At 70.9% G+C, this 21599-nt stretch carries 18 protein-coding genes; 4 read left to right on the forward strand and 14 right to left on the reverse strand.

Translation table 11 applies throughout. The features are described from left to right. Nucleotides 1-1819 (forward strand): DNA glycosylase AlkZ-like family protein (locus tag ACIA03_RS25990; RefSeq protein ID WP_396987973.1); only part of this gene is annotated, 1819 nt, incomplete at its 5' end. A gap of 4 nt (nt 1820-1823) precedes the next feature. After that, a complete protein-coding gene (locus ACIA03_RS25995) occupies nt 1824-2576 on the forward strand; it encodes a DNA-formamidopyrimidine glycosylase family protein (protein ID WP_396987976.1) in 753 nt (250 codons plus the stop codon). Here the strand turns inward: ACIA03_RS25995 and ACIA03_RS26000 are convergent. The 10 genes from ACIA03_RS26000 to ACIA03_RS26045 form a co-directional block, all read right to left on the reverse strand. Continuing rightward, nucleotides 2573-2809 carry a hypothetical protein gene (locus tag ACIA03_RS26000; protein ID WP_396987978.1) on the reverse strand — a complete coding sequence of 79 codons (237 nt, stop codon included), beginning with the start codon at nt 2807-2809 and terminating at the stop codon, nt 2573-2575. The genes ACIA03_RS25995 and ACIA03_RS26000 overlap by 4 nt on opposite strands. A gap of 120 nt (nt 2810-2929) precedes the next feature. After that, nucleotides 2930-3217 carry a helix-turn-helix domain-containing protein gene (locus ACIA03_RS26005; protein ID WP_040754988.1) on the reverse strand — a complete coding sequence of 96 codons (288 nt, stop codon included), beginning with the start codon at nt 3215-3217 and terminating at the stop codon, nt 2930-2932. Nucleotides 3218-3277: 60 nt separating this feature from the next. After that, the gene (locus tag ACIA03_RS26010; RefSeq protein WP_396987981.1) at nt 3278-3763 is read right to left on the reverse strand and encodes a CinA family protein; all 486 of its coding nucleotides are present in this window, start codon (nt 3761-3763) and stop codon (nt 3278-3280) included. A 59-nt stretch (nt 3764-3822) separates the two neighbouring features. Next, nucleotides 3823-5796 (reverse strand): ExeM/NucH family extracellular endonuclease, encoded by a 1974-nt coding sequence (locus tag ACIA03_RS26015; protein ID WP_396987983.1) that lies wholly within the window; start codon nt 5794-5796, stop codon nt 3823-3825. Between the two features lie 147 nt (nt 5797-5943). Then, complete coding sequence (gene pgsA / locus ACIA03_RS26020; protein WP_396987985.1) at nt 5944-6582, reverse strand: CDP-diacylglycerol--glycerol-3-phosphate 3-phosphatidyltransferase; 639 nt, start codon at nt 6580-6582, stop codon at nt 5944-5946. Between the two features lie 10 nt (nt 6583-6592). Continuing rightward, on the reverse strand, nt 6593-7996 hold the full coding sequence (gene rimO / locus ACIA03_RS26025) for a 30S ribosomal protein S12 methylthiotransferase RimO (RefSeq protein WP_396988193.1): 1404 nt from the start codon (nt 7994-7996) through the stop codon (nt 6593-6595). 106 nt (nt 7997-8102) lie between these two features. Continuing rightward, complete coding sequence (locus ACIA03_RS26030) at nt 8103-8525, reverse strand: universal stress protein (protein ID WP_396987987.1); 423 nt, start codon at nt 8523-8525, stop codon at nt 8103-8105. Next, nucleotides 8525-10048, reverse strand: coding sequence for a tripartite tricarboxylate transporter permease (locus ACIA03_RS26035; RefSeq protein WP_396987989.1), 1524 nt, complete (start codon nt 10046-10048; stop codon nt 8525-8527). Before ACIA03_RS26035 ends, ACIA03_RS26030 begins: the two co-directional genes overlap by 1 nt. A 10-nt stretch (nt 10049-10058) precedes the next feature. Next, nucleotides 10059-10589 (reverse strand): tripartite tricarboxylate transporter TctB family protein, encoded by a 531-nt coding sequence (locus ACIA03_RS26040; protein WP_396987991.1) that lies wholly within the window; start codon nt 10587-10589, stop codon nt 10059-10061. Next, the gene (locus ACIA03_RS26045; protein WP_396987993.1) at nt 10586-11533 is read right to left on the reverse strand and encodes a Bug family tripartite tricarboxylate transporter substrate binding protein; all 948 of its coding nucleotides are present in this window, start codon (nt 11531-11533) and stop codon (nt 10586-10588) included. Before ACIA03_RS26045 ends, ACIA03_RS26040 begins: the two co-directional genes overlap by 4 nt. Before the next feature lie 219 nt (nt 11534-11752). Between ACIA03_RS26045 and ACIA03_RS26050 the strand changes: the two genes are divergently transcribed. Together ACIA03_RS26050 and ACIA03_RS26055 are read left to right on the forward strand one after the other, a co-directional pair. Next, nucleotides 11753-13420 carry an ATP-binding protein gene (locus ACIA03_RS26050; protein ID WP_396987995.1) on the forward strand — a complete coding sequence of 556 codons (1668 nt, stop codon included), beginning with the start codon at nt 11753-11755 and terminating at the stop codon, nt 13418-13420. After that, nucleotides 13417-14139: a response regulator gene (locus tag ACIA03_RS26055; protein ID WP_396987997.1), complete on the forward strand. Its 723-nt coding sequence runs from the start codon at nt 13417-13419 to the stop codon at nt 14137-14139. The genes ACIA03_RS26050 and ACIA03_RS26055 overlap by 4 nt, the downstream gene beginning before the upstream one ends. A gap of 10 nt (nt 14140-14149) precedes the next feature. Here ACIA03_RS26055 and ACIA03_RS26060 read toward each other — a convergent pair whose 3' ends face one another. The 4 genes from ACIA03_RS26060 to ACIA03_RS26075 all read right to left on the reverse strand — a co-directional run bounded on the left by ACIA03_RS26060 (nt 14150) and on the right by ACIA03_RS26075 (nt 21541). Further along, the gene (locus tag ACIA03_RS26060) at nt 14150-15166 is read right to left on the reverse strand and encodes a LacI family DNA-binding transcriptional regulator (protein WP_396987999.1); all 1017 of its coding nucleotides are present in this window, start codon (nt 15164-15166) and stop codon (nt 14150-14152) included. A gap of 53 nt (nt 15167-15219) precedes the next feature. Further along, nucleotides 15220-16590 carry a glycoside hydrolase family 16 protein gene (locus ACIA03_RS26065; protein WP_396988001.1) on the reverse strand — a complete coding sequence of 457 codons (1371 nt, stop codon included), beginning with the start codon at nt 16588-16590 and terminating at the stop codon, nt 15220-15222. 311 nt (nt 16591-16901) lie between these two features. After that, entirely contained in the window at nt 16902-18878 is a 1977-nt protein-coding gene (locus tag ACIA03_RS26070; RefSeq protein ID WP_396988003.1) for a helix-turn-helix domain-containing protein, read from the reverse strand. Continuing rightward, nucleotides 18875-21541 carry a DNA translocase FtsK 4TM domain-containing protein gene (locus ACIA03_RS26075; RefSeq protein WP_396988004.1) on the reverse strand — a complete coding sequence of 889 codons (2667 nt, stop codon included), beginning with the start codon at nt 21539-21541 and terminating at the stop codon, nt 18875-18877. The genes ACIA03_RS26070 and ACIA03_RS26075 overlap by 4 nt, the downstream gene beginning before the upstream one ends. Nucleotides 21542-21599 lie beyond the last annotated feature (58 nt).

Here is a 21599-nt window from a genome sequence, read left to right on the forward strand (position 1 = left end):
CCGGGGTGACGCCTCGGCCGACCGGGGTGACGCCTCGGCCGACCGGGGTGACGCCTCGGCCGACCGGGGTGACGCCTCGGCCGACCGGGGTGACGCCTCGGCCGACCGGGGTGACGCGTCGGCGGCGCTGGAAGACCTCGCCACGGCTCGACGGGTGGTCGAGGTGCGGGTGGCCGGGGAGGCTCGGTGGGCGGTGGTCGAGGATGTGGCCAGGCTGAGGGACGGGTTGGGGGTGGCGGTTCCTCCGGGCGTACCGTCGGCGTTCACCGAGCCGGTCGAGGACCCGGTCGGCGACCTGGTCTCGCGCTACGCGCGTTCGCACGGGCCGTTCACGGCGGCCGACGTGGCCGCCAGGCTGGGGCTGGGCGAGGCGGTCGTGCGGCACACTCTGGCCCGGCTCTCGGCCCGCGGGCGGGTGCTCGACGGCGAGTTCCGGCCGGGCGGCAGCGGGCTGGAGTGGTGTGATGCCGAGGTGCTCCGGATGCTGCGCCGGCGCTCGCTGGCCCGGCTGCGCAAGGAGGTCGAGCCCGTCGAGCCGGCGGCGCTGGGCAGGTTCCTTCCGGCGTGGCAGAAGACATCCGTACGCAAGGGCGCACTGCGCGGGGTCGACGGTGTGCTCAGCGTCGTCGACCAGCTCGCCGGCTGCCCGGTGCCGGCCAGCGCGCTGGAGAGCCTGATCCTGCCCGCCCGGGTGGTGGACTACGAGCCGGCGTTCCTCGACGAGCTGACCTCCGGCGGCGAGGTGCTCTGGGCCGGTCACGGCAGCCTGCCCGGCACCGACGGCTGGGTCTCGCTGCACCCGGCCGACACCGCCGAACTAACCCTGCCGCCCCCAACCGAGATGCCGCCCGGCCCGCTCGCCGAGCGCATCCTCGAAGCCCTTGAACCCGGCGGCGCCTGGTTCTTCCACCAGCTCGCCCGGACGATGACGACAGAAGAAGACAAGACCCCGAGCGACGCCGATCTGAGCGCGGCCCTGTGGGAGCTGGTCTGGTCGGGTCGGGTCAGCAACGACACGCTGCTCCCCCTACGGGCGCTGACCCGCTCCGGCACGCCGTCACACCGCTCCCGGAGACCGCCGCCGAGAGCTCGGGGCGGCCGCTACACCGGCGGCGCGCGGATGCCGGCGCGAGCCAGCCTCCCGGAGACGGCCGGGCGCTGGACGATCCTGCCCGAGCCCGACCCCGACCCGACCAAGCGCGCCCATGCGGCTGCCGAGCGGCTGCTGGACCGCCACGGCGTGGTCACCCGCGGCGCGGTCCAGTCCGAGCGCACGCCGGGAGGGTTCGCCGCCGTCTACAAAGTGCTCAGTGCCTTCGAGGAGTCCGGGAGAGCGAGGCGGGGCTACTTCGTCGAGGGCCTCGGTGCCGCCCAGTTCGGCACCGCCGGCTCGGTCGACCGGCTGCGTACGTTCTCCCGGGTCGAGCCGAGCGACAAGCCCGTCGCGCTCGCGCTCGCCGCGACCGACCCCGCCAACCCTTACGGCGCGGCGCTGCCCTGGCCGGTCTCGGAGGACGGCCACCGCCCCGGCCGCAAGGCGGGCGCGATCGTGGTGCTGGTCGACGGCGAGCTGGCGATGTACGTCGAGCGCGGCGGCCGCACGCTGCTGACCTGGTCCGAGGATCCCAACCTCCTCGAGCCGGCCGCCGAGGCGCTCGCCGATGCCGTCAGGCGAGGGGCGCTGGGACGGCTGACGGTCGAGAAGGCCGACGGCGCCCCGCTGCTCGGCTCCGGCGAGACCCCGCTGCGTCAGGCGCTCCAGTACGCCGGCTTCATCGCCACCCCGCGCGGGCTGCGCCTGACCGCGCCGAGCAGGTGAGGACGTGCCCGAAGGCGACGCCGTGCTCCGCACCGCCCGTTCCCTCGACAAGGGGCTGGCGGGACAGGTGCTGACGCGTACGGACTTCCGGGTCCCCCAGCTGGCCACGGCCGATCTCTCCGGCGGCACCGTCCTCGGGACGGTGACCCGCGGCAAGCACCTGCTGACCCGGATCGACCATCGCACCGGCGAGTGGACGCTCCACACCCACCTGAAGATGGAGGGATCCTGGCGGGTCCTCGAGGCGGGACGGCGCTGGCCGAAGCCGGGGTTTCAGGCACGGGTCGTGCTCCGCACCGAGAGGAGGGAGGCGGTCGGCTTCCTCCTCGGCATCGTCGAGCTCGTCCCCCGCGACCAGGAGGAACGGCCGGTCGCCCATCTCGGCCCGGACATCCTCGCCGACAGCTGGAACGCAGACACAGCCCTCGAGCGCCTCGCCCGGCAACCGGAGCGGCCGCTCTTCGAGGCGCTCCGCGACCAGACCAACCTCGCCGGGATCGGCACGATCTACGCCGCCGAGGCCTGCTTCATCGCAGGGATCAGCCCGCTGCGTACGGTCGCCGACGCCGGCGACAGGCTCCCCCGGATCCTGCACCGCGCCCGCGACCTGATGCAGGCCGACTGGGCGCTCTCCCGGCAGATGTGGGTCTACGGCCGCCGGGCATGCCGCCGCTGCAGCGGCCCCGTGACCGTGGCCAAGGTCGGCCCACTCGGCAAGGAGCGCCCGGCCTACTACTGCCCTCGTTGCCAGAGCTAGCGGCCGTGCAGCAGCCGCAACCGGATCTGCGCGATCCGGACCCGGGTGTCCCGCATGTGGCGGGCGACGTGGGTCCGTTCACCGGGAGCGACCGAGGTGAACTCCTCGCGAAGGATGTTCAGCGTCTCCTCCAGCCCGAACAGCTCGGCCTCGAGCAGGTCAGGGGAATCCGAGTCGTCCTCGCCCCGAGGCACCGGGACCGTCAGGTCTGGAAGCTCGTTCTCGACTGCCATGCGCATTGCACCATCTCCCCATGAGTGCGCGGGCCCGTCGTGGGCCCACGCCAGCAAGGAGACGGGAACGTCCGCTTTGAGACATTCCGGGGAGAAGACTTTCCCCGGACGGCGCGGAGATCAGGCAGCGGCAGCGTCGGCCGCGGCGCGCACAGGCATCCGGAGGATGGTGGCCTCTTCGAGGGCGACGGCGTCGGAGACGTCGCGGAGCACGTCGGAGAGGGCGACATCGAGAGCGCTGCAGAGCGAGGCGAGGAGCTCGGAGGAGGCTTCCTTCTGGCCACGCTCGACCTCGGAGATGTAGCCGAGACTGACTCGCGCCTCCGCCGAGACCTCGCGCAGAGTCATCCCGCGCTCGAGCCGCTGGGCACGAAGCACCTCGCCGAGAAGTCGACGGAAGAGCACCATTGCGGTCAGCCTCCTACAGGTCACAAGTCACCGACATCTGGGTGACGTCTGGCTCCAACGCTACCTGACCCTTCGATGTTCCCGCCGAAGTAGTCCGAGTAGTTCATCAACAGCGAACAAACACGTATCACGCTGGATCTCTGCGCGCGAGCCTGACAGCCCGAGACGGGCCGTTGTTTCACCGTGCGGACCGGAAACGCCCAGATAGACCGTCCCGACGGGCTTTCCCTCCTGCTCCTCGGGGCCGGCCACACCCGTGGTCGCAAGCCCGTACGTCGACCCCGACCGCTCCCGCGCGCCCGCGGCCATCGCTGCGGCGCACTCCGCGGAGACCACCCCGACCGTCTCGATCACCGAGACAGGCACACCCAGCAGGGTGTGCTTCAGGTCCGTCGCGTACGTCACGAAGCCCCCGCGAAACGTCTTCGACGCTCCCGGCGGTTCGGTGAGCAGCGCCGCCAGGCGTCCGGCGGTCAGGGACTCGGCGGTCGCCAGGGTCGCGCCGGCGTCCCGAAGAGCGGCATGAAGGTCGTCGACTGCTGCCATACGGACAAGGTAGCGGCCCGGTCACCATGACGGTGACCGGGCCGCGCAGGTCGTGACCTCTACCCCACGTTGCGCTTCAGCCCGACGACGACCGGGTCGTGGTCGGAGGAGCGGTACGGCGAGTCGGTGTGCAGGTCGGCTCCGGTGTAGTTGTAGCGGCTGTACTCGAGCAGCACGGACTCGCCCGAGTTGATCCCCCAGATGTCGGAGCCGGTGAAGCGGCGCTGGGCGTGCCGGTTGAGGAGCACGTGGTCGAGCGAGCCGGACAGGCCGGAGAAGGAGTAGCTGTACTCCTCGTTGCCGCTCAGCGTCTCGGAGTCGGCGAAGCCGGCCTCGTAGAGGACCTGCATCGGGTCCTCCTGGGTGTAGGAGTTGAAGTCACCGGCGAGCGCCACGTCGGTGACCCCGGTCTCGGCGCGGATCGAGGAGACCCAGGAGACCAGCGCGGTGGCCTGCCGGACCCGCGACTCGTTGGAGGCACCCTGGCCGTCGCCGGTGTCGCCGTCGCCCGGCCACGGACCAGCCGAGCCCTTCGACTTGAAGTGGTTGACCACGAAGAGGAACGGCGCACCACCGTCCGTCGGCTTGAAGACCTGCCCGATCGGCTCGCGGGCGTTGCCGAAGGCCTGGTCGTCGCCGCTCTGGTCACCCAGCGCGCGGGCCTCGCCGATGCGGCGTACGGCCGAACGCTTGTAGATGATCGCGTTGGTGATCACGTCGGCGCCGGAGGCGTCGGGCAGCTCGGCCGAGGACGGGTTGGCCGTCCAGACCTTGCGGCCGGCGGCCGCGTTGAGCGCGGCGACCAGCGAGTTGGTCGCCTCGTCGGGGGTCTCGCCCAGGCGCGCGGAGTTCTCGATCTCCATCAGCCCCACGACGTCGGCGTCGAGCGCGTTGATCGCGGAGACGATCTTGGCCTGCTGGCGACCGAAGTCGGCCGGGTCCCAGGCGCCGCGCTGGTCGCATCCGCCGCTGACGCTGTTGCCGTCGCCGGCGCGGTCCTTGTAGGCCGTGCAGCCGCCGTCACCGACGTTGTCGTCGTCGGCGTCACCCAGCGTGGTGAAGTAGTTGAGCACGTTGAACGAGGCGATCTTCAGGTCCGCGCGACGGCCGATCTTGCCCTCGTCCGGGGCGTCGCTGCGTACGTTGCCGAAGTCCGCCGGCCACGACGCCGGGTCTGCGGTGGCGACCTGGGTGGGCTGGAGACGGTAGGTGGGCGCCGCGGGCGAGCCGCCCTGGGACAGGATCACCGGGCCGCGGAAGTCGACGGGGGCACCGACCACGACCGGCGACTCGTTGGAGACGTAGGGGATGGTGCGGCTCGTCGGCGGGCGCAGCGTCGTCGAGGAGCCGTCGTCGAGCACGATCCCGCGGGCGGCGTTGTCGGCCTTGACGGCCTCGGCCTCGTCGGAGCCGGGGCGGGCCACCTCGGTCGGCTGGAGCAGCGGGCGGTCGCCATGAGCGAGACCGAGCTCGCCGAAGTTCTCGACGCCGTAGGTGTTGCTGACGGTGACGTCACCCTGGGGCGCGAAGAGCATGCCCTCCAGGGACTCCTTCTGCGCGTCGGTGGCCGGCCACTGCGAGACGACCGGGTCGATCGTCCCGGTGCCGTCGGTGACGATGTCGGTGGCCGCGGGCACGGACACCTCGGTCAGCCCGGCGTACTCGGTCACCGCTCCGGTCACCGTCACCGCGTCGCCCGGCTTCACCGTGACGGCACCGGCCGAGCGGGGCTGGTAGACGAAGACCGCGTCGGAGGCGTCGTGGGCCCCGAGGTCGAGCGACCCGCCGGTGCCGGAGGTCTGGAGGTAGAAGCCGAAGAACCCACCCGAGGGGTAGGCCGCGGTGACGATGCCGCTGGTCGTGACGGTCTGACCGACGAGCGGGCTGGTGGTGCCGGTGCCCTGGATGTCGGCGATGGCGACGACCTCGGCAGCCGTGGTGGCGCGCGCGGTCGGGATGGCGACCGCGCCGATGCCTGCGACGGCGGCCGTCAGGCCGACCATCGAACCGAGCACGTGACGTGCTGAGAACATGGATGACTCCCCGCGTGTGGAAGGTAGAAGGCGATGGGCGGTCTGCCCGATTCAGCACCGACCGAATCGCGACAATAACGCCGCACACACCTTCTTCGCGGGGATCTTCGATGAACGTCCGGTAACGGAGTTACAACTACCCGAAATTCAGGAGCGGAGCGACGCCCGCTGCTTCCAGACGCCCTGGAAGAACTGCGCCCCCGACCACATCGTCAGCGCGACCGCGACCGCGAGGCAGATCTGGAAGGCGTAGAAGAGCAGCTCCCACACCAGCGCGTCACCGAAGGCGCCGCCGTGAGCCGAACCGTGCGGCAGCGGCAGCAGCAGGCCGCCGAGCGCGACCGCCTGGACGGTGGTCTTGATCTTGCCGAGCTGGTCGGCCGCGATCACGATCTTCTTCAGCACCGAGAGCCGCAGCAGCGTGACGCTCCACTCGCGCAGCAGCACGATGACGGTCACCCACCACCAGATGTCGCCGACGATCGAGAGCCCGATGAAGGCCATCCCGGTGACCGCCTTGTCAGCGATCGGGTCGGCGATCTTTCCGAAGTCGGTGATCAGGTTGTGCTTGCGGGCCAGGTCGCCGTCGATCTTGTCGGTGATCATCGCCAGCACGAAGATCACGAAGGACACCCAGCGCAGGGTCGGGTTGTCACCGCCGTCGGCGAGCAGCGCCCATGCGAAGAACGGCACCGCGAGGATCCGCAGCGTGGTCAGCGCGTTGGGTACGTTCCAGTTGCTCGTCTTCTGCACCGATTCCTCGGGGGCAGTGCTCTCGTCGTTCACGCGGCGAACCCTATCCGTTCACTTCGGCGACCAGGTCAACGCCTTCGGAGGCGATGACGGTCGCGCTCACGAGATCACCGGGACGTACGCCCTCGACGTCTCCTTCGAGGGAGGTCATCCCGTCGACCTCGGGGCCCTGGTGGGCGGCGCGGCCCCAGATCTCCCCGTCGGAGGTCTCCTCGACGAGCACGACGACCTGCTCCCCGATCCGCTCCTCGGCGCGCTGGGCGGTGAGCTCCTCGACGAGCTCGTTGACGTGCTCGACGCGGGCGCGGATCTCGTCCTCGTCCAGCTTGAGCGAGTCGTCGAAGCCGGCGGCCTCGGTGCCCTCCTCGTCGGAGTAGCCGAAGACGCCGGTGACGTCCATCCGGGCGGCGACCAGGAAGTCGGTGAGGATCTGGAGGTCCTCCTCGGTCTCGCCGGGGAAGCCGACGATGACGTTGGACCGAACCCCGGCCTCGGGCGCGTGGCCGCGGATCTGCTCGAGCAGGCCCAGGAAGCTCTCCGGGTCGCCGAACCGCTTCATCCGCCGCAGGACGGCGTTGGAGGCGTGCTGGAAGCTCAGGTCGAAGTAGGGGGTCACGCCCGGCGTGGTGCCGATGACCTTCAGGAGGTCGGGCCGGGTCTCGGCGGGCTGCAGGTAGGAGACGCGTACGCGCTCGATGCCGTCGATGCCGGCGAGCTCGGGAAGGAGCGTCTCGAGCAGCCGGATGTCGCCGAGGTCCTTGCCGTAGGAGGTGGAGTTCTCCGAGACCAGGAAGAGCTCCTTGACGCCCTGCTGGGCCAGCCACTGGGCCTCGTGGAGGACGTCGGAGGGGCGCCGCGAGACGAACGAGCCGCGGAACTGCGGGATGGCGCAGAAGGTGCAGCGCCGGTCGCAGCCGCTGGCCAGCTTCAGCGGCGCCCACGGAGCGTCGTCGAGCCGCGTACGTCCCGCGAAACCCGGCACCTGGTCGACGGCCGCCATGCCGGGGACCGAGATGGCGGAGGCGTCGCGCTCGACCGGGGAGATCGGGAGCAGCAGGCGCCGGTCCTGGGGCGTGTGCGGGTGGTGGGTCTCGCCGCTGAGGATGGAGCGGAGCTTGGCGGCGATGTCGGGGTAGTCGTCGAAGCCGAGCACCGCGTCGGCCTCGGGGAGCTCGGCAGCCAGGTCCTTGCCGTAGCGCTCGGCCATACAGCCGACCGCCACGACCGCCTGGGCCCGGCCGTTCTCCTTGAGATCGGCCGCCTCGAGCAGCGTGTCGACCGAGTCCTTCTTGGCCTGCTCGACGAACCCGCAGGTGTTCACGACCACCGTGTCGGCCTCGTCCGGGTCGGCGACCAGCCGGAAGCCTCCGGCGGTCAGCCGGCCGGCGAGCTCCTCGGAGTCCACCTCGTTGCGGGTGCACCCGAGGGTCACCATGGCGACGGACACCAGGGGCTGGTCGGTCTCGGCGGAGGGTTCGGTCGCAGTGCTCATCACCGTGAAGTATGACGGGCACACCCGCCTGAGACCGAACCCTCGCGCCGGGACGGGGCGATCAGTCGGGGACCGAGCCCGGCTTCACGGAGAGAACCGGGCAGGCCGCGCCGAGCAGGATCCGCTGGGCCACGCTGCCCATCAGCAGCTTGCCCACCGGCGTACGCCGCCTCAGGCCGACCACGATCAGCCGGGCGTCGAGCTGCTCGGCGGCGTCGAGGACCGCGCCGGCGACGTCCGGGTCGATGGACTGCCGGATCTCGTGGGGACGGCCGGACTCGGTGAGCCGGCGCTCGAGCTTGCCGAGCTGCTCCTCGAAGGCGAAGCGCTCGTCGACCAGGGCATCGCCCCGGGAGGCGTTGACGACCACGACGCCACGGTCACGGCGCTCGGCGTCGGCGAGCGCCCAGTCCAGCGCTACCGCGCCGTAGACGTCGGGCGCCCATGCCACGACCACCCAGCCACCTGCGGGAGTCTCACTCATCAGTCCACCAGCTCCTTCTCTTCCTCGACGACGGCCGACTGCTCGGCCCGGTCCCGGGCCCGGGCGATGAACGGCCGGCCCAGGATGAACAACGCGATCAGGACGTAGATGACCACGGCCAGCGGCTCGTTCAGCAACCCACCGTAGTCACCGCCCGAGATCGTCAGCGCCTCGCGCAGCTTGCTCTCCATCAGCGGCCCCAGGATGACACCCAGGATCAGCGGCAGCACCGGCAGGCCGAAGCGGCGCATCATCAGCCCGAGCAGGCCGAACGCGACCAGCAGCCCGATGTCGAACGGGTCCAGGTTGGTGGCGTAGGCACCTAGGCAGGCGAAGAACAGGATGCCCGCGTAGAGCTGCGGACGCGGGATCCGCAGCAGCCGGGCCCACAGCGGCGCCAGTGGCAGGTTGAGCACCAGCAACAGGGTGTTGCCGATCAGCAGACTGGCCAGCAGCGTCCACACCAGGTCCGCGTGGTCGGTCATCAGCTGCGGCCCCGGGGTGATGCCGTAGCCCTGGAGCGCGGAGAGCATCACCGAGGCGGTGGCGGTCACCGGCAGGCCGAGCGCGAGCATCGGCACGAACATGCCGGCCGCCGAGGCGTTGTTGGCCGCCTCCGGACCCGCGACACCCTCGATGGCGCCGCGCCCGAAGTCGCCGCGCTTGGAGAGCTTCCGCTCGGTCAGGTAGGAGAGGAAGGTCGGGATCTCGGCGCCGCCAGCGGGCAGCGCGCCGAACGGGAACCCGAAGGCGGTGCCGCGCAGCCACGGCTTCCAGGAACGGCCCCAGTCGTCGCGTCCCATCCACGGGCGCCCGACGGGGATCACGTGCGTCGGCTTCCGGCGCAGGTGCGCGGCGACCCAGAGCGCCTCGCCGAGGGCGAAGATGCCGACCGCGACGACCACGATGTCGAGCCGGTCGACGAGCTGGGTCACCCCGAAGGTGAGCCGCGGCTGGCCGGTGTTGAGGTCGAGACCGACCAGGCCGATGGTGAGGCCGATGAACAGGGCGGCGAACCCGCGCAGCGCCGAGGTGCCGAGCACGGTCGTGGTCATGACCAGCGCCAGGACCATCAGCGCGAAGTACGACGGCGCGCCCAGGTCGACGGCCACGTCGGCCAGCGCGGGCGAGAAGAACGCGACCAGGATCGTGCCGATGGTGCCGGCGACGAACGAGCCGACCGCCGCGGTGGCCAGCGCCTGCGCGCCACGCCCCGCCCGGGCCATCCGGTTGCCCTCCAGCGCCGTCATCACCGAGGCGGACTCCCCCGGTGTGTTCAGCAGGATGGAAGTGGTGGATCCGCCGTACATGCCGCCGTAGTAGAGGCCGGCGAACATGATGAAGGCGCTGGTCGGCTCCAGCCGGTACGTCACGGGCAGCAGCAGCGCGATGGCCATCGCCGGCCCGATGCCGGGGAGCACGCCGACGAAGGTGCCCAGCAGCACGCCGATGGCGGCGTAGAGCAGGTTCATCGGGGTCAGGGCGGACTCGAGTCCGCCCATGAGCAGTTCGAAGTTCTCCATCACCCAGTCCTCACAGGATCCCGTCGAGTACGCCAGGGGTGAGCGGGATGCCCAGGCCGACGTAGAAGGCGTACCAGCTGGCGACCGCCAGGACGAGCCCGACGATCACGTCGCGCACGAGCGTGCGGCTGCCGAGCGCCCAGGCGGCGCCGGCGAACAGCACCGCGCCCGAGATCGCCCAGCCGAGCAGGTTCACGGTGGCGACCGTGAACAGCAGGACCGTGACCAGCTTGAGGACCGTCAGCCAGTCGGCAGACGAGCTCAGGTCGACGTCCTCGCCCTCCTCGGGCTCCGGCTGGGAGCCACGGGCGGTGGCGACCGCGAGCAGCGCACCGACCAGGACGAGGCCGGCGCCGATGACGTACGGGAAGACGCGGGGGCCGACCGGGTCGGCGAAGCCGACCTCCAGGCCGGCGGCGTCGATGATCGTGTAGATCCCGACGACGACCATGAACGCGGCCAGGCCGAACTGGCCGAAGTCGATCCGGCGCGTGGGCCTGGACTCCGGCGCGGTTGCGGGTTGGGTCTCGTGGACGCTCACAGCAGATCCAGCTCCTTCAGGGTCGTGGCGACGCGCTTGTCCTGCTCGACCAGGAGGTCGTGGAAGTCGTCGCCGGTCACGAAGGCGTCGGTCCAGCCGTTGTCCTTCAGCGCCTGCTGCCACTGCTTCGAGTCGTGCATACGGGTGAGCAGGTCGATCAGCTCCTGGCGGCGCTCGTCGCTGATCCCCGGCGGGGCGAGGATGCCGCGCCAGTTGAGGAAGACCAGGTCGATGCCGCTCTCGGTCAGCGTGGGCGCGTCCGCGAAGACACCGGTGCCACGCTCGTCACCGGAGACCGCGAGGACGCGCAGGTCCCCGGCCTCCACCTGGCCCTCGAACTCGGCGAGACCGGAGAAGCCGACCTCGATCTTGTGACCCAGCAGCGCGCTGGTGAGCGGGCCGCCACCGTCGTAGGGGACGTACTTGACCTCCTTGGGGTCGATGCCGGCGGCCTTGGCCAGCTGCATCGGGAAGAGGTGGTCCGGCCCGCCGGGCGAGGAGCCGCCGCCGATGACGATGGACTCGGGGTCCTCCGCCCAGGCCTTCACCAGGTCGTCGATCGTCTTGAACGGCGAGTCGGCCGGGACCAGCACGCCTTCCTGCTCCTCGATGAGCTGGGCGATCGGGGTGGCGTCCTGGGGGCGGGCGTCCACGCCGAAGGAGTACGTCGAGCCGACCACGCCCAGACCGATGGTCATGAGCAGGTTGCCGTTGCCCTCCTCGCTCATCAGGCGCGACATCGCGACGGAGCCGCCGGCGCCCAGGATGTTGGTCACCTGGATGTCGCCGCCGGTCAGGTTGTCGCGGTCGAGGACACCGACGGCCGCCCGGCCGGTCTGGTCGTAGCCACCGCCGGGGCTGTTCGGGATCCACATGTCGAGGTCACGGGACTCCGCACCACGGGTCACGCCACAGGCAGACGCCACGGCGAGCAGGCAGGTCACGAGCGCGACGGTGAGGACACGGGTTCGGCGTATGCTCGCTGCGCGACGCGGTTGCCGCTGCTGCCTCGGCAGCGGCAGCCGGCTCGGATCGGGCGGGGACTGCGATGTCGGCGTCGACAACGTCTGGCCTCCAGACTCAGGATTGAAACGGTCAGTGGCGATGGTCACAGTCCCGGGTGACCGCCGTCACCGTTCGGCAACCAAAGGAGGTTGTGTAACTTGTGGTCACGGGGTTCGCGCCGCCACCTGTCGCTCGCCGGGCAGGTGCTGCTGCTGCAGCTCTCGGTGCTGCTGCTCGTCGTCGTGGCGACCAGCATCGTGTCCCTGCGGCAGAGCGACGCCGACTTCCGCGACTCCCGTGAGGACCGGCTGCGCGCCGCCGCCGAGAGCCTGGCCGGGATCGCGGCGGTCCAGGACGGGCTGACCAGCGAACCCGACCGGCAGGCGCTGGGCTTCTACCTGCAGACCCGGGCCGCGGACGCCGGCGCCGACACCGCCTACCTCACCGGGCTCGACGGCACGATCCTCGTTGCCACCGACCCCACCCGGATCGGTGAGACCCTGGCCCTCGGCCGGCGCGAGACGACCCGGGCCTGGTCCGGCGACATCGTCGACGCGGGCCGCCGGGCGATCGCCGCCCAGGTGCCGGTCTACGGCGGTGGGTCGACCGGGACCGACCCCCAGGCACCGCATCCGGTCGGCGTGGTCGTGGTGACCGAGGACTACCCACCTCTCACCGAGCGCCTCGCCCGCACCTGGGCCGACGCGGTGACCGTGCTGCTGGCCGGTCTCGCGCTCGGCGTGCTGGGGTCGTGGCTGCTGGCGCGGCTGATCAAGCGGCGTACGCGTGGACTGGAGCCCCGCGACATCGCCGCCCTCGCCGACCACCGAGAAGGCCTGCTGCGCTCGATCCGCGAGGGGGTGCTGGCCGTCGGCGCCGACGGACGGGTCAGCCTGATGAGCGACAGCGCCCGGGACCTGCTCGGGCTGACCACGGACCCGACCGGGCGCCGGCTCGACTCGCTGGGGCTGCCCGCCGACACCCTCGCTCTGCTCAGCGGCACCGAGGAGGTGCATGACGCGCCGCTGGTGGCCGGTGAGCGGGTGCTCGTGCTCAACCGCAACCGCGTCCACCACGCCGGCCGCCCCGCCGGCACCGTCACCACGCTGCGCGACCGCACCGAGCTGGTGGCGCTGCAGAGCGAGCTCAATGCCCGCGAGAGCGTGACCGAGACCCTGCGCGCGCAGACCCACGAGTTCAGCAACCAGCTCCACACCATCACCGGCCTGCTGGAGCTGGAGGAGTACGCCGAGGTGGGTCAGTTCGTCACCGGGCTGACCGCACGCCGGGCAGCTCTGAGCGACCACATCACCTCCCGGATCGACGACCCCGCGGTGGCCGCCCTGCTCATCGCGAAGGCCAGCCTGGCCGCGGAACGCCGGGTGAGCATCGACCTGGACAGCGCCAGCTCGCTCCCCCGACTGACCCCCGACGGGTCGGCCGACGTGGTCACCGTGCTCGGCAACCTGGTCGACAACGCCGTCGACGCGGCCGCACTGGTCGGGCCGCTCGACGGTCGGGTCGGCGTACGGCTGACGACCGAGGGACAGACCGTGACGGTCCGCGTCTCCGACACCGGCGGTGGGGTGCCCGCCGAGCGGCTGCCCGAGATCTTCCGGCGTGGCTTCAGCACGAAGCCGCGCGACGCCAGCGGACGCGGAGTGGGGCTCGCGCTGGTGCAGCTGGTGTGCCGAACGCGCGGCGGCGAGGTCGAGGTGGAGAATAGCGGGTCGGAGGAGCGCCCTGGAGCCGTCTTCATCGCGACCCTGCCCGGCGCCGCCCCGCTCGCCCCACCCACCACCACTGCCCCCGAGGAGGCCCGATGACGTCCACACCGGAGCTGACCGTGCTCGTGGTCGAGGACGACTTCATGGTGGCCTCGATCCACACCCGCTTCGTGGAGCGCGTCGAAGGGTTCCGGGTCGTCGGCGTGGCCGCCACCGGATCCCAGGCGCTCGAGGAGACCGCCCGCCTCTCCCCCGACGTGCTGCTGCTCGACGTGCACCTCCCCGACTTCAGCGGCATCGAGCTGCTGCGCCGGCTGCGCGGCCGAGGCGACGACACCGACGTCATCGTCATCACCGCGGCCCGCGAGGCCGACACGGTGCGGGCCGCCGCGGCCGGCGGGGCCGCCCACTACGTGGTCAAGCCGTTCCCGTTCGAGGACCTGGCCGCCCGGCTCGACGACGTACGCCGCTCCCGCGAGGCGCTCGCCCGGATCGGGCAGCGGGCCGAGGGCGCCGAGGGTGCCGAGCACCGCGACGAGGTCCAGGCCGGGATCGACGAGGTCTTCAGCCACCAAGGTGCCCGTGAGGCCCGGGAGCGGCTGCCCAAGGGGCTCAGCGCCGAGACCGCCCGGGCGGTCCTGGCCGCGCTGCAGAGCGCCGGCGAGCTGAGCGCCACCGAGTGCGCCGACGCGATCGGGGTCTCGCGGGTGAGCGCCCGCCGCTATCTCGAGCACTTCGCGAGCACAGGCCGGATCGGCGTACGTCTCAACTACGGCACCGCCGGGCGCCCCGAACGCCGCTACCGCGCGACGTCCTAGGACGACCGGTTCAGGCGGACTCGCGGATCACCAGCCGCGTCGGAAGCACCACCGAGGCCTCGACCTCCTCCCCCGCCACCAGGCGGAGGATCTGCTCGGCGAGGCGGGTGCCGATCTCATGGATCGGCTGGTGCACGGTCGTAAGCGGCGGGTCGGTGAACCGGGCCGCCTCGACGTCGTCGAACCCGATCACCGCCACGTCGTCGGGAACCCGGCGGCCGAGCCGCCGCAGCGTACGCAGGGCGCCGTCGGCCATCAGGTCGGAGGCCGCGAAGACGCCGTCGATGGCGGGATCGCGCTCGAGCAGGCGCTCCATGGCGTCCATCCCCGACTGGCGCATGAAGTCGCCCTCCTCGACCAGCGGCACGGCTCCCGGAAGCGCCTCGAGACCGGCGAGGTAGCCCGCCAGCCGCTCACGCCCGGCGACCATGTCCTGCGGTCCGGCGATGGTCGCGATCCGGCTCCGGCCGAGGCCGACGAGGTGGCGCATCGCGGCCTTCACCCCGCTGGCGTGCTCGACATCGATGAACGGCACCGTGGCCTCGCCCAGCGGCCGCCCGCTGGTCACGACCGGGACCCCCGCCGCCCGCAGCTCCTCGGGCAGGGTGTCGGCGCCGTGCATCGAGGCCAGCACGACGCCGTCGACGGTGCGCCCGTGCACGTAGCGCAGGATCCGGTCGTGGCTCGACCGCGTCGAGGCGAGCAGCAGGACGAGCTGCTTGTCGGCCTTCTCCAGCGCCTCCCCGACACCGCGGATCACGCCCGGGAAGAACGCGTCGTCGGAGAAGACGCGGGTGGCGGACTCGGGCAGGATCAGCGCGATGGAGTCCGTACGCTGCGTCACCAGGCTCCGGGCCGCCGGATTGGGCACGTAGCCGAGGTCGGCGATGGCCCGGCGGATGTTCTCGGCGACGTCGGGACGCACGGTCGTGGAGCCGTTGACGACGCGGGAGACGGTCGCTCGCGAGGCCCCGGCCGCCCGCGCCACCGTCTCCAGCGTCGGCCGGCCGGCCGGGGTCTCGTTCATGAGTGGAACCTATCGCCTCCCGGCGTCATCGGTCACCGGTCGACGGTCAATGGTCAGCGGGAGAAGGTGAACCAGTTGACGTTGACGAAGTCGGCCGGCTGGCCGCTGGTGAAGCGCAGGAACACGGTGTGCGTGCCGGTCACCCCCGTGATGCTGCCCGGGACCGTACGCCAGCTCTGCCAGCCTCCGGTGTTGGCCACCGAGAAGCTGCCGATCGGCGCGTTGTTCACGTTGTCGAGCCGCACCTCGACAAGGCCGCTGACCCCAGCGGGCGCGCCGGAGGCGACCCGTGCGGAGAACGTGTGGGCAGCGCTGGAGCCGAAGTTCACACCGTCGTAGCGCAGCCAGTCCCCGTTCGCGAGGTAGCCGACGTCCTGGCCGCCGCCGGTGTCGGTGGTCGCCTCGGTCTGGGTGCCGCTCTGGGCGTCGTACGACTCGGCCTGGATGGTGGAGTAGGCGTCGCGGTTCCCCGTGGAGGGCGGGTCGGTCGGCTCGGTGGTGCCGCCGCCCTTGGCGTAGACCGCGACGTAGTCGACCAGCATCGGCACGCCGGAGGCGGTCGCCGAGGTCGGGTTGCCGGGCCAGCCACCGCCGACGGCGACGTTGAGGATGATGAAGAAGCCGTGGTTGGTCGCGTTGTTCCAGGTGGTCGCGTCGACCTGATCCGAGCGGACCGTGTGGTAGAGCGTGTTGTCCACGTAGAACCGGATCTGCTGCGGGCTGGTGCTGCGGTCCCACTCCATCGCGTAGGTGTGGAACGACGACTGACAGGTCGAGCCGGGGCAGCCCTGGATCGTCCCGCCGAGACCGGTCGTCTCGTTGCACGGGCCGCCCGGCGAGGTGCCGCAGTGCAGTGTGCCCCAGACCTGGTTGGCACCGTTGACGTTCTCCATGATGTCGATCTCGCCGATGCCCGGCCAGTTCCAGTAGTTGCCGCGGAAGGGTTCACCGAGCATCCAGAACGCCGGCCAGATCCCCTGGGCGGCCGCGCCGGTGACGTTCGGCATCTGGATGCGGCCCTCGACACGGAGCACGCCACCCGACGGCGGCTGGAAGTCGGTCCGGGTGGTCTCGATGCGCCCGGAGGTCCAGTTGCCGGAGCCGTCGCGGATCGGCTTGATGGCGAGGTTGCCGTTGCCGTCCTGATAGACGTTCTGGGTGCTGTCGGAGTGGTAGGCGATCTCCCCGGTGCCCCAGTTGGCGGCGCCGCCGGGGTAGGAGTGGCCGATGTCGTAGATCCAGTTGTTCGTGTCGATCCGCGACCCGGCCGCACCGGTGAAGTCGTCGCTCCACACCTTGGTCCAGCCTGCCGGTGTGCCCGGCTCCGAGGCCTGTGACGCCTGGCCGAACGATGTCAGCGGGATCGCCACGGCGATCACGCCGGCCGCGACGGCAGCGGCCCCTAATGCCTTGAGACTTCTCATGATGACTCGCTTTCCGAATGAACGAGCGATGAGTCCCTGCGACTCGTGAGAGCGCTCTCTCGGATGTCATGGTCCCAAAGCGATGTGACCCGCGTCACCAAATTCCGAACTCTTTAAGATCCCGCCCACCCGGCGCGTCTGTCCCGGAAATCCCCGCCCACTCGGCGCATCTGCCCCACCCACAACCGTCGAGTCGGCGCATCTGTCCCATTTCGGTGGGACAGATGCGCCGACTCGGCGAAGCCAGGCGGGACAGATGCGCCGACTCGGCGCGCTGACTTGGGACAGACGCGCCGGGTCGGCGGTTGGTGCTAGTTGGCGGTGTAGGTGCGCTGGGCGGCCTCGCCGGTCTTGCCGAGGGCCCGGGCCTTGCCGTCCCCCACGGCGACCTTGAGGGAGCCGTCGGAGGTCTGGACGCGCAGCGGCGGGGTGACCTGCAGCTGCTTGGACTCACCGAAGGCGAGGTCGCCGCTGAAGACGACCTTGCCGCGCGAGTCGCGCACGACCACGTGGGCTCCGCCGCCGGCGGCGGAGATGGTCACCGGGACCGGCGACGACTTGCCGTAGGGGCTGTCGGTGCCGGCCGAGCCGTCGAGCTGGATCGCCCCCGCTTCGGGCTCGTTCTGGGTGCCGTCGATGACCAGGCGGGCGACCGACCAGACCAGGATGACCGCCATCACCGCGGCGACCAGGACCGACCAGGACGGCCCGCCACGCATCCGGCGAACCGGGCGGATCGCCGCGCTGTGGGCGAGCTCGGCCTCGAAGACGGCACGAGGGCTGACCGGGCCGGAGGCGTACTTCTCGTCGTAGGTACGCAGCAGCGGCGCGACCTCGATGCCCAGGACACGCGCCAGCGTACGCAGGTGGCCGCGAGCGTAGAAGTCACCACCGCAGGGGCCGAAGTCGTCGACCTCGATCGCCTCGATGACGTGCGGACGGATCCGCGTCCACTCGGCCAGGCCATCCATGTCCAGGGCAAGCCGGCGACGGGCCGCGGCGATCTCCGCACCGATCTCCGGAACCTTGGTCGCCACCACCTCGGTGGGCTCGTCGTCGGCATCGTCGATGGGGTGTCCTGAGCGTGTCGAAGGGGAGAGCGCCTTGACTTCCTCGTCGGGCTCGCCGATCGCGCGTACGCCCTCGGGTTCGAGGTCCTCCTCGGCCGGCTCGATGGCAACCGGATCCGCGGCGTCGACATCCGCATCGACATCCGCGTCGATCTGGAGGGGGGACTCGATCTGCGCCGGGTCCAGCTGGAGCGCGTTCGCACCGTGGACGGCGATGGTCTCCTGCGGCTCCTCAGGCACGTAGCGTACGTCGACCCGGACCGCCGTCGAGGGCTCGCGCAGCGGCGCGACCGGCTCCGCCTTCGCCTCACTCTTCACCACGGACTCGGGGTCGGTCTTCGGCGTCGTCTCGTCCTGCTCCGTGTCCCGATCCACCTGGTCCTGCCCCGCCTCGTCCGCCACGTCTGCGGCATTGATATCAGGCTCGTCCAAGACCCGGAGCATCCGGGGGTTGGTGTCTCCGGCCTGCTGCGACAGGGGCGGGCGGACCGCGGTGTCGCCGTCGTCCGTGGCCTCGACAGCGGCCTCGTCGGTGCCGTCGTCGCTGGCCTCGGGCTCCGGCTCCTCCGCGTCGAGCCCGGGGTCGATCTCGACGACCTCGACCCCGTCGGCGGCGACGATGGCGATGGCCTCGGTGACGTCGTCACCGGCACCCAGGACGCGGGTGGAGAGACCCAGCGGGAGCGAGAACGGGAGGCCGTAGAGGCGCTCGGTGAGCATCGCCTGGCGCCGCGCCGTCGGCGAGAGCTCCTCGAGCATCTCGTCCTCGTCGTGCAGCAGGATGCCGATGCGGCCGTCCTTCCAGAACCGCTCGATCCCGTCCGGACGCGGGGTGTGCTCGACCGACTCGATCTTCGACCACGGGATGCCCTGCCAGGTCTGGCCGAATCGGAGGCGTACGCCCTGCTCGTCGACGAGCAGCAGCGGCATCCGGGAGTCCCAGGCCGTCCAGCCCTGCACCGCCGCGACGGCGAGCAGGATCAGGCCGACGAGGTAGCCCTCGATGCCGCCGCGCAGCACGAAGGCGAGGCCCACCAGCAGCGACGCGAGCGCCACCACGAGCGCGAGGCGACCGTTGCGGCGTACCTCGACGACATCGACATCATGAGACTCATGGGCCTCAGCAGACTCAACAGACTCAACAGACTCAGCAGACTCAGCGGCCTCAGCAGTGGCAGCAGGGTCGGCGGTCTCGACCGCCGGTGATTTCTCGCTCACATCTCCCCCTGGATCGTTGCGATGACGCCGTCGATCTCGTCCGGCTTGACGAGTACGTCGCGTGCTTTGGAGCCCTCGGAGGGACCGACCACGCCGCGCGACTCCAGAATATCCATCAGGCGGCCGGCCTTGGCGAACCCGACGCGGAGCTTGCGCTGCAGCATCGAGGTCGAGCCGAACTGGGTCGAGACGATCAGCTCGATCGCCTGGATCACCAGGTCCATGTCATCGCCGATGTCGTCGTCGAGCACCCGCTTCGACTCCGCCGGGGCGGTCACGTCGTCGCGGTAGGACGGCTCCAGCTGGCCCTTGACGGACTTGACGACCGCGTTGATCTCCGACTCCGAGACCCACGAGCCCTGCACACGGATCGGCTTGGAGGAGCCCATCGGCAGGAACAGCCCGTCACCCTGGCCGACCAGCTTCTCCGCACCCGGCTGGTCGAGGATGACGCGCGAGTCGGCCAGCGACGAGGTGGCGAAGGCGAGCCGCGAGGGCACGTTGGCCTTGATCAGACCGGTGACGACGTCGACCGAGGGTCGCTGGGTGGCCAGCACCAGGTGGATGCCGGCCGCGCGCGCGAGCTGGGTGATGCGTACGACCGCGTCCTCGACGTCGCGCGGGGCGACCATCATCAGATCGGCGAGCTCGTCGACGATGACCAGCAGGTAGGGGTAGGGCGACAGGACCCGCTCGGAGTCGGGCGGAACCTGCACCTTCCCGGCGCGGACGGCCTTGTTGAAGTCGTCGACGTGACGGAAGCCGAAGTTGGCCAGGTCGTCGTAGCGCATGTCCATCTCGCGTACGACCCAGGCCAGCGCCTCGGCGGCCTTCTTCGGGTTGGTGATGATCGGCGTGATCAGGTGCGGCACGCCCTCATAGGCGTTGAGCTCGACCCGCTTCGGGTCGACCATGATCATCCGCACCTCGTCGGGCGTGGCCCGCATCAGCACCGAGGTGATCATCGAGTTGATGAAGGACGACTTACCCGAGCCGGTCGCACCCGCGACCAGCAGGTGAGGCATCTTGGCGAGGTTGGCGACCACGAAGCCGCCCTCGACGTCCTTGCCGACACCGGTGATCATCGGGTGATGGTCGCCACGCGCGGCGTTGGAGCGGAGCACGTCGCCGAGGGTGACGATCTCCTTGTCGATGTTCGGGATCTCGACACCGACGGCGGACTTGCCGGGGATGGGCGAGAGGATGCGTACGTCGGCGGAGGCCACCGCGTAGGCGATGTTCTTCTGGATGCCGGTGATCTTCTCGACCTTCACGCCGGCGCCGAGCTCCACGATGTAGCGGGTGACCGTCGGGCCACGGGTGTAGCCGGTGACCGCGGCGTCGATGTTGAACTCCTCGAGCACCGCCTGGAGCCGGCTGACGATCTCGTCGGAGGCCTTGGAGCGCGCCTTGTGGGGCGAGCCCGGCTTGAGCAGGTCGCTGCCGGGCAGGGTGTAGGCGACGTCGCCGGCGAGCATCAGCTGCTCGACGCGCTGGGGCAGCTCGGCGTGCGGCGGCGGCTCGAGGTCGCGCTTCTGGCCCGGCTTCCGTGCCCCGTCGTTCATAGACCCAGTGCCGACCGCCGGCAGCAGGCCGGCCGCATCGCTGGGAGCCACCTCGTCCGGCTGAGTGTCGGCGTCGGAGTCCTCGTCGAGAGCGAGCGCGATGTCGAGCCCGTCCTTCTTGCGCTTCTTCTTCGGCTTCTCCTCCTCGAGGAGCGGCGTCTCGTAGGGCTCGAAGCCCTCCGGGTCGAAGGTGTCGTCGTCGACGAAGAGCTTGCCGCTGCGGCGGACCCGTCGGATGTTGGTGCCGCTCTCGCTCAGCTCCTCGGGCGGGGTCAGGCCGAGCGCCCGGTCGCGCAGCTCCACCAGCCGGCTCGGCACCTGGTAGAGCGGCGTCCCGGTGATGACCAGGACCCCGAAGACGACGAGAAGAGACAGGAGTACGACGACCACGGCCGTCGAACGCAGGACGTCGAGCAGCAGGCTGGCCACGACGTAGCCGATCGCGCCCCCGGCCCACTGCAGCTCGCTGCTGTCGCCGGAGGTGGGCTGCGGGTTGCCGTTGGCGATCTGGACGATGCCGAGGGTGGCCATCAGGAACGCGGACCAGCCGATCGCCAGCCGGCCGACCGGGGCGGCGTTGACCGGGTCGCGCATCAGCCGCGCCCCGGCGACGACGAGTCCGACCGGCACCAGCCAGCCGACCTTGCCGACGACACCGGCCACGGCGATGCGGACGACGTCGAAGAACTGGCCGCCGAGCTGGAACCAGACGCCGGCGGCGACGAGCACGGCGAGACCGATCAGGAACAGGCCGGCGCCGTCGCGCCGGTGCTCAGGCTCGAGGTCGCTCGCGGCCTGGCCGCCGACACGGAAGACGGCCGCCACTCCCCCGGCGATCGCCAGCCACAGGCTCGCGATGGTCGAGAAGACGGCGTCGAAGAGGACTGCGATCGGGCTGGGCCCGTTGCGTACGGCACGTGGCGGCGTACGGTTCGTCGTCTTCTTCTTGGCGGCAGGGCGGCGTTTGGCAGGCGTTGCCTTGGAGCGAGCCCGGCTCGTGGCCGTTGCTCGCTTTGTCGTGGTCGTACTCCGGGGACGGGTGCTCTTGGTGGTGGTCGAGCTCCGCGAACCCGGCGGGGAAGACGTACGGGTCGCCATACAAGCAGGGTATTTGACCAAGCGGCCTGGCTCCGGGACCCCATGGGGGTGTGTTGCA

Origin of the sequence: Nocardioides sp. NPDC051685 (assembly GCF_044453405.1) — a bacterium.
In the GTDB taxonomy this organism is placed as follows: domain Bacteria; phylum Actinomycetota; class Actinomycetes; order Propionibacteriales; family Nocardioidaceae; genus Nocardioides.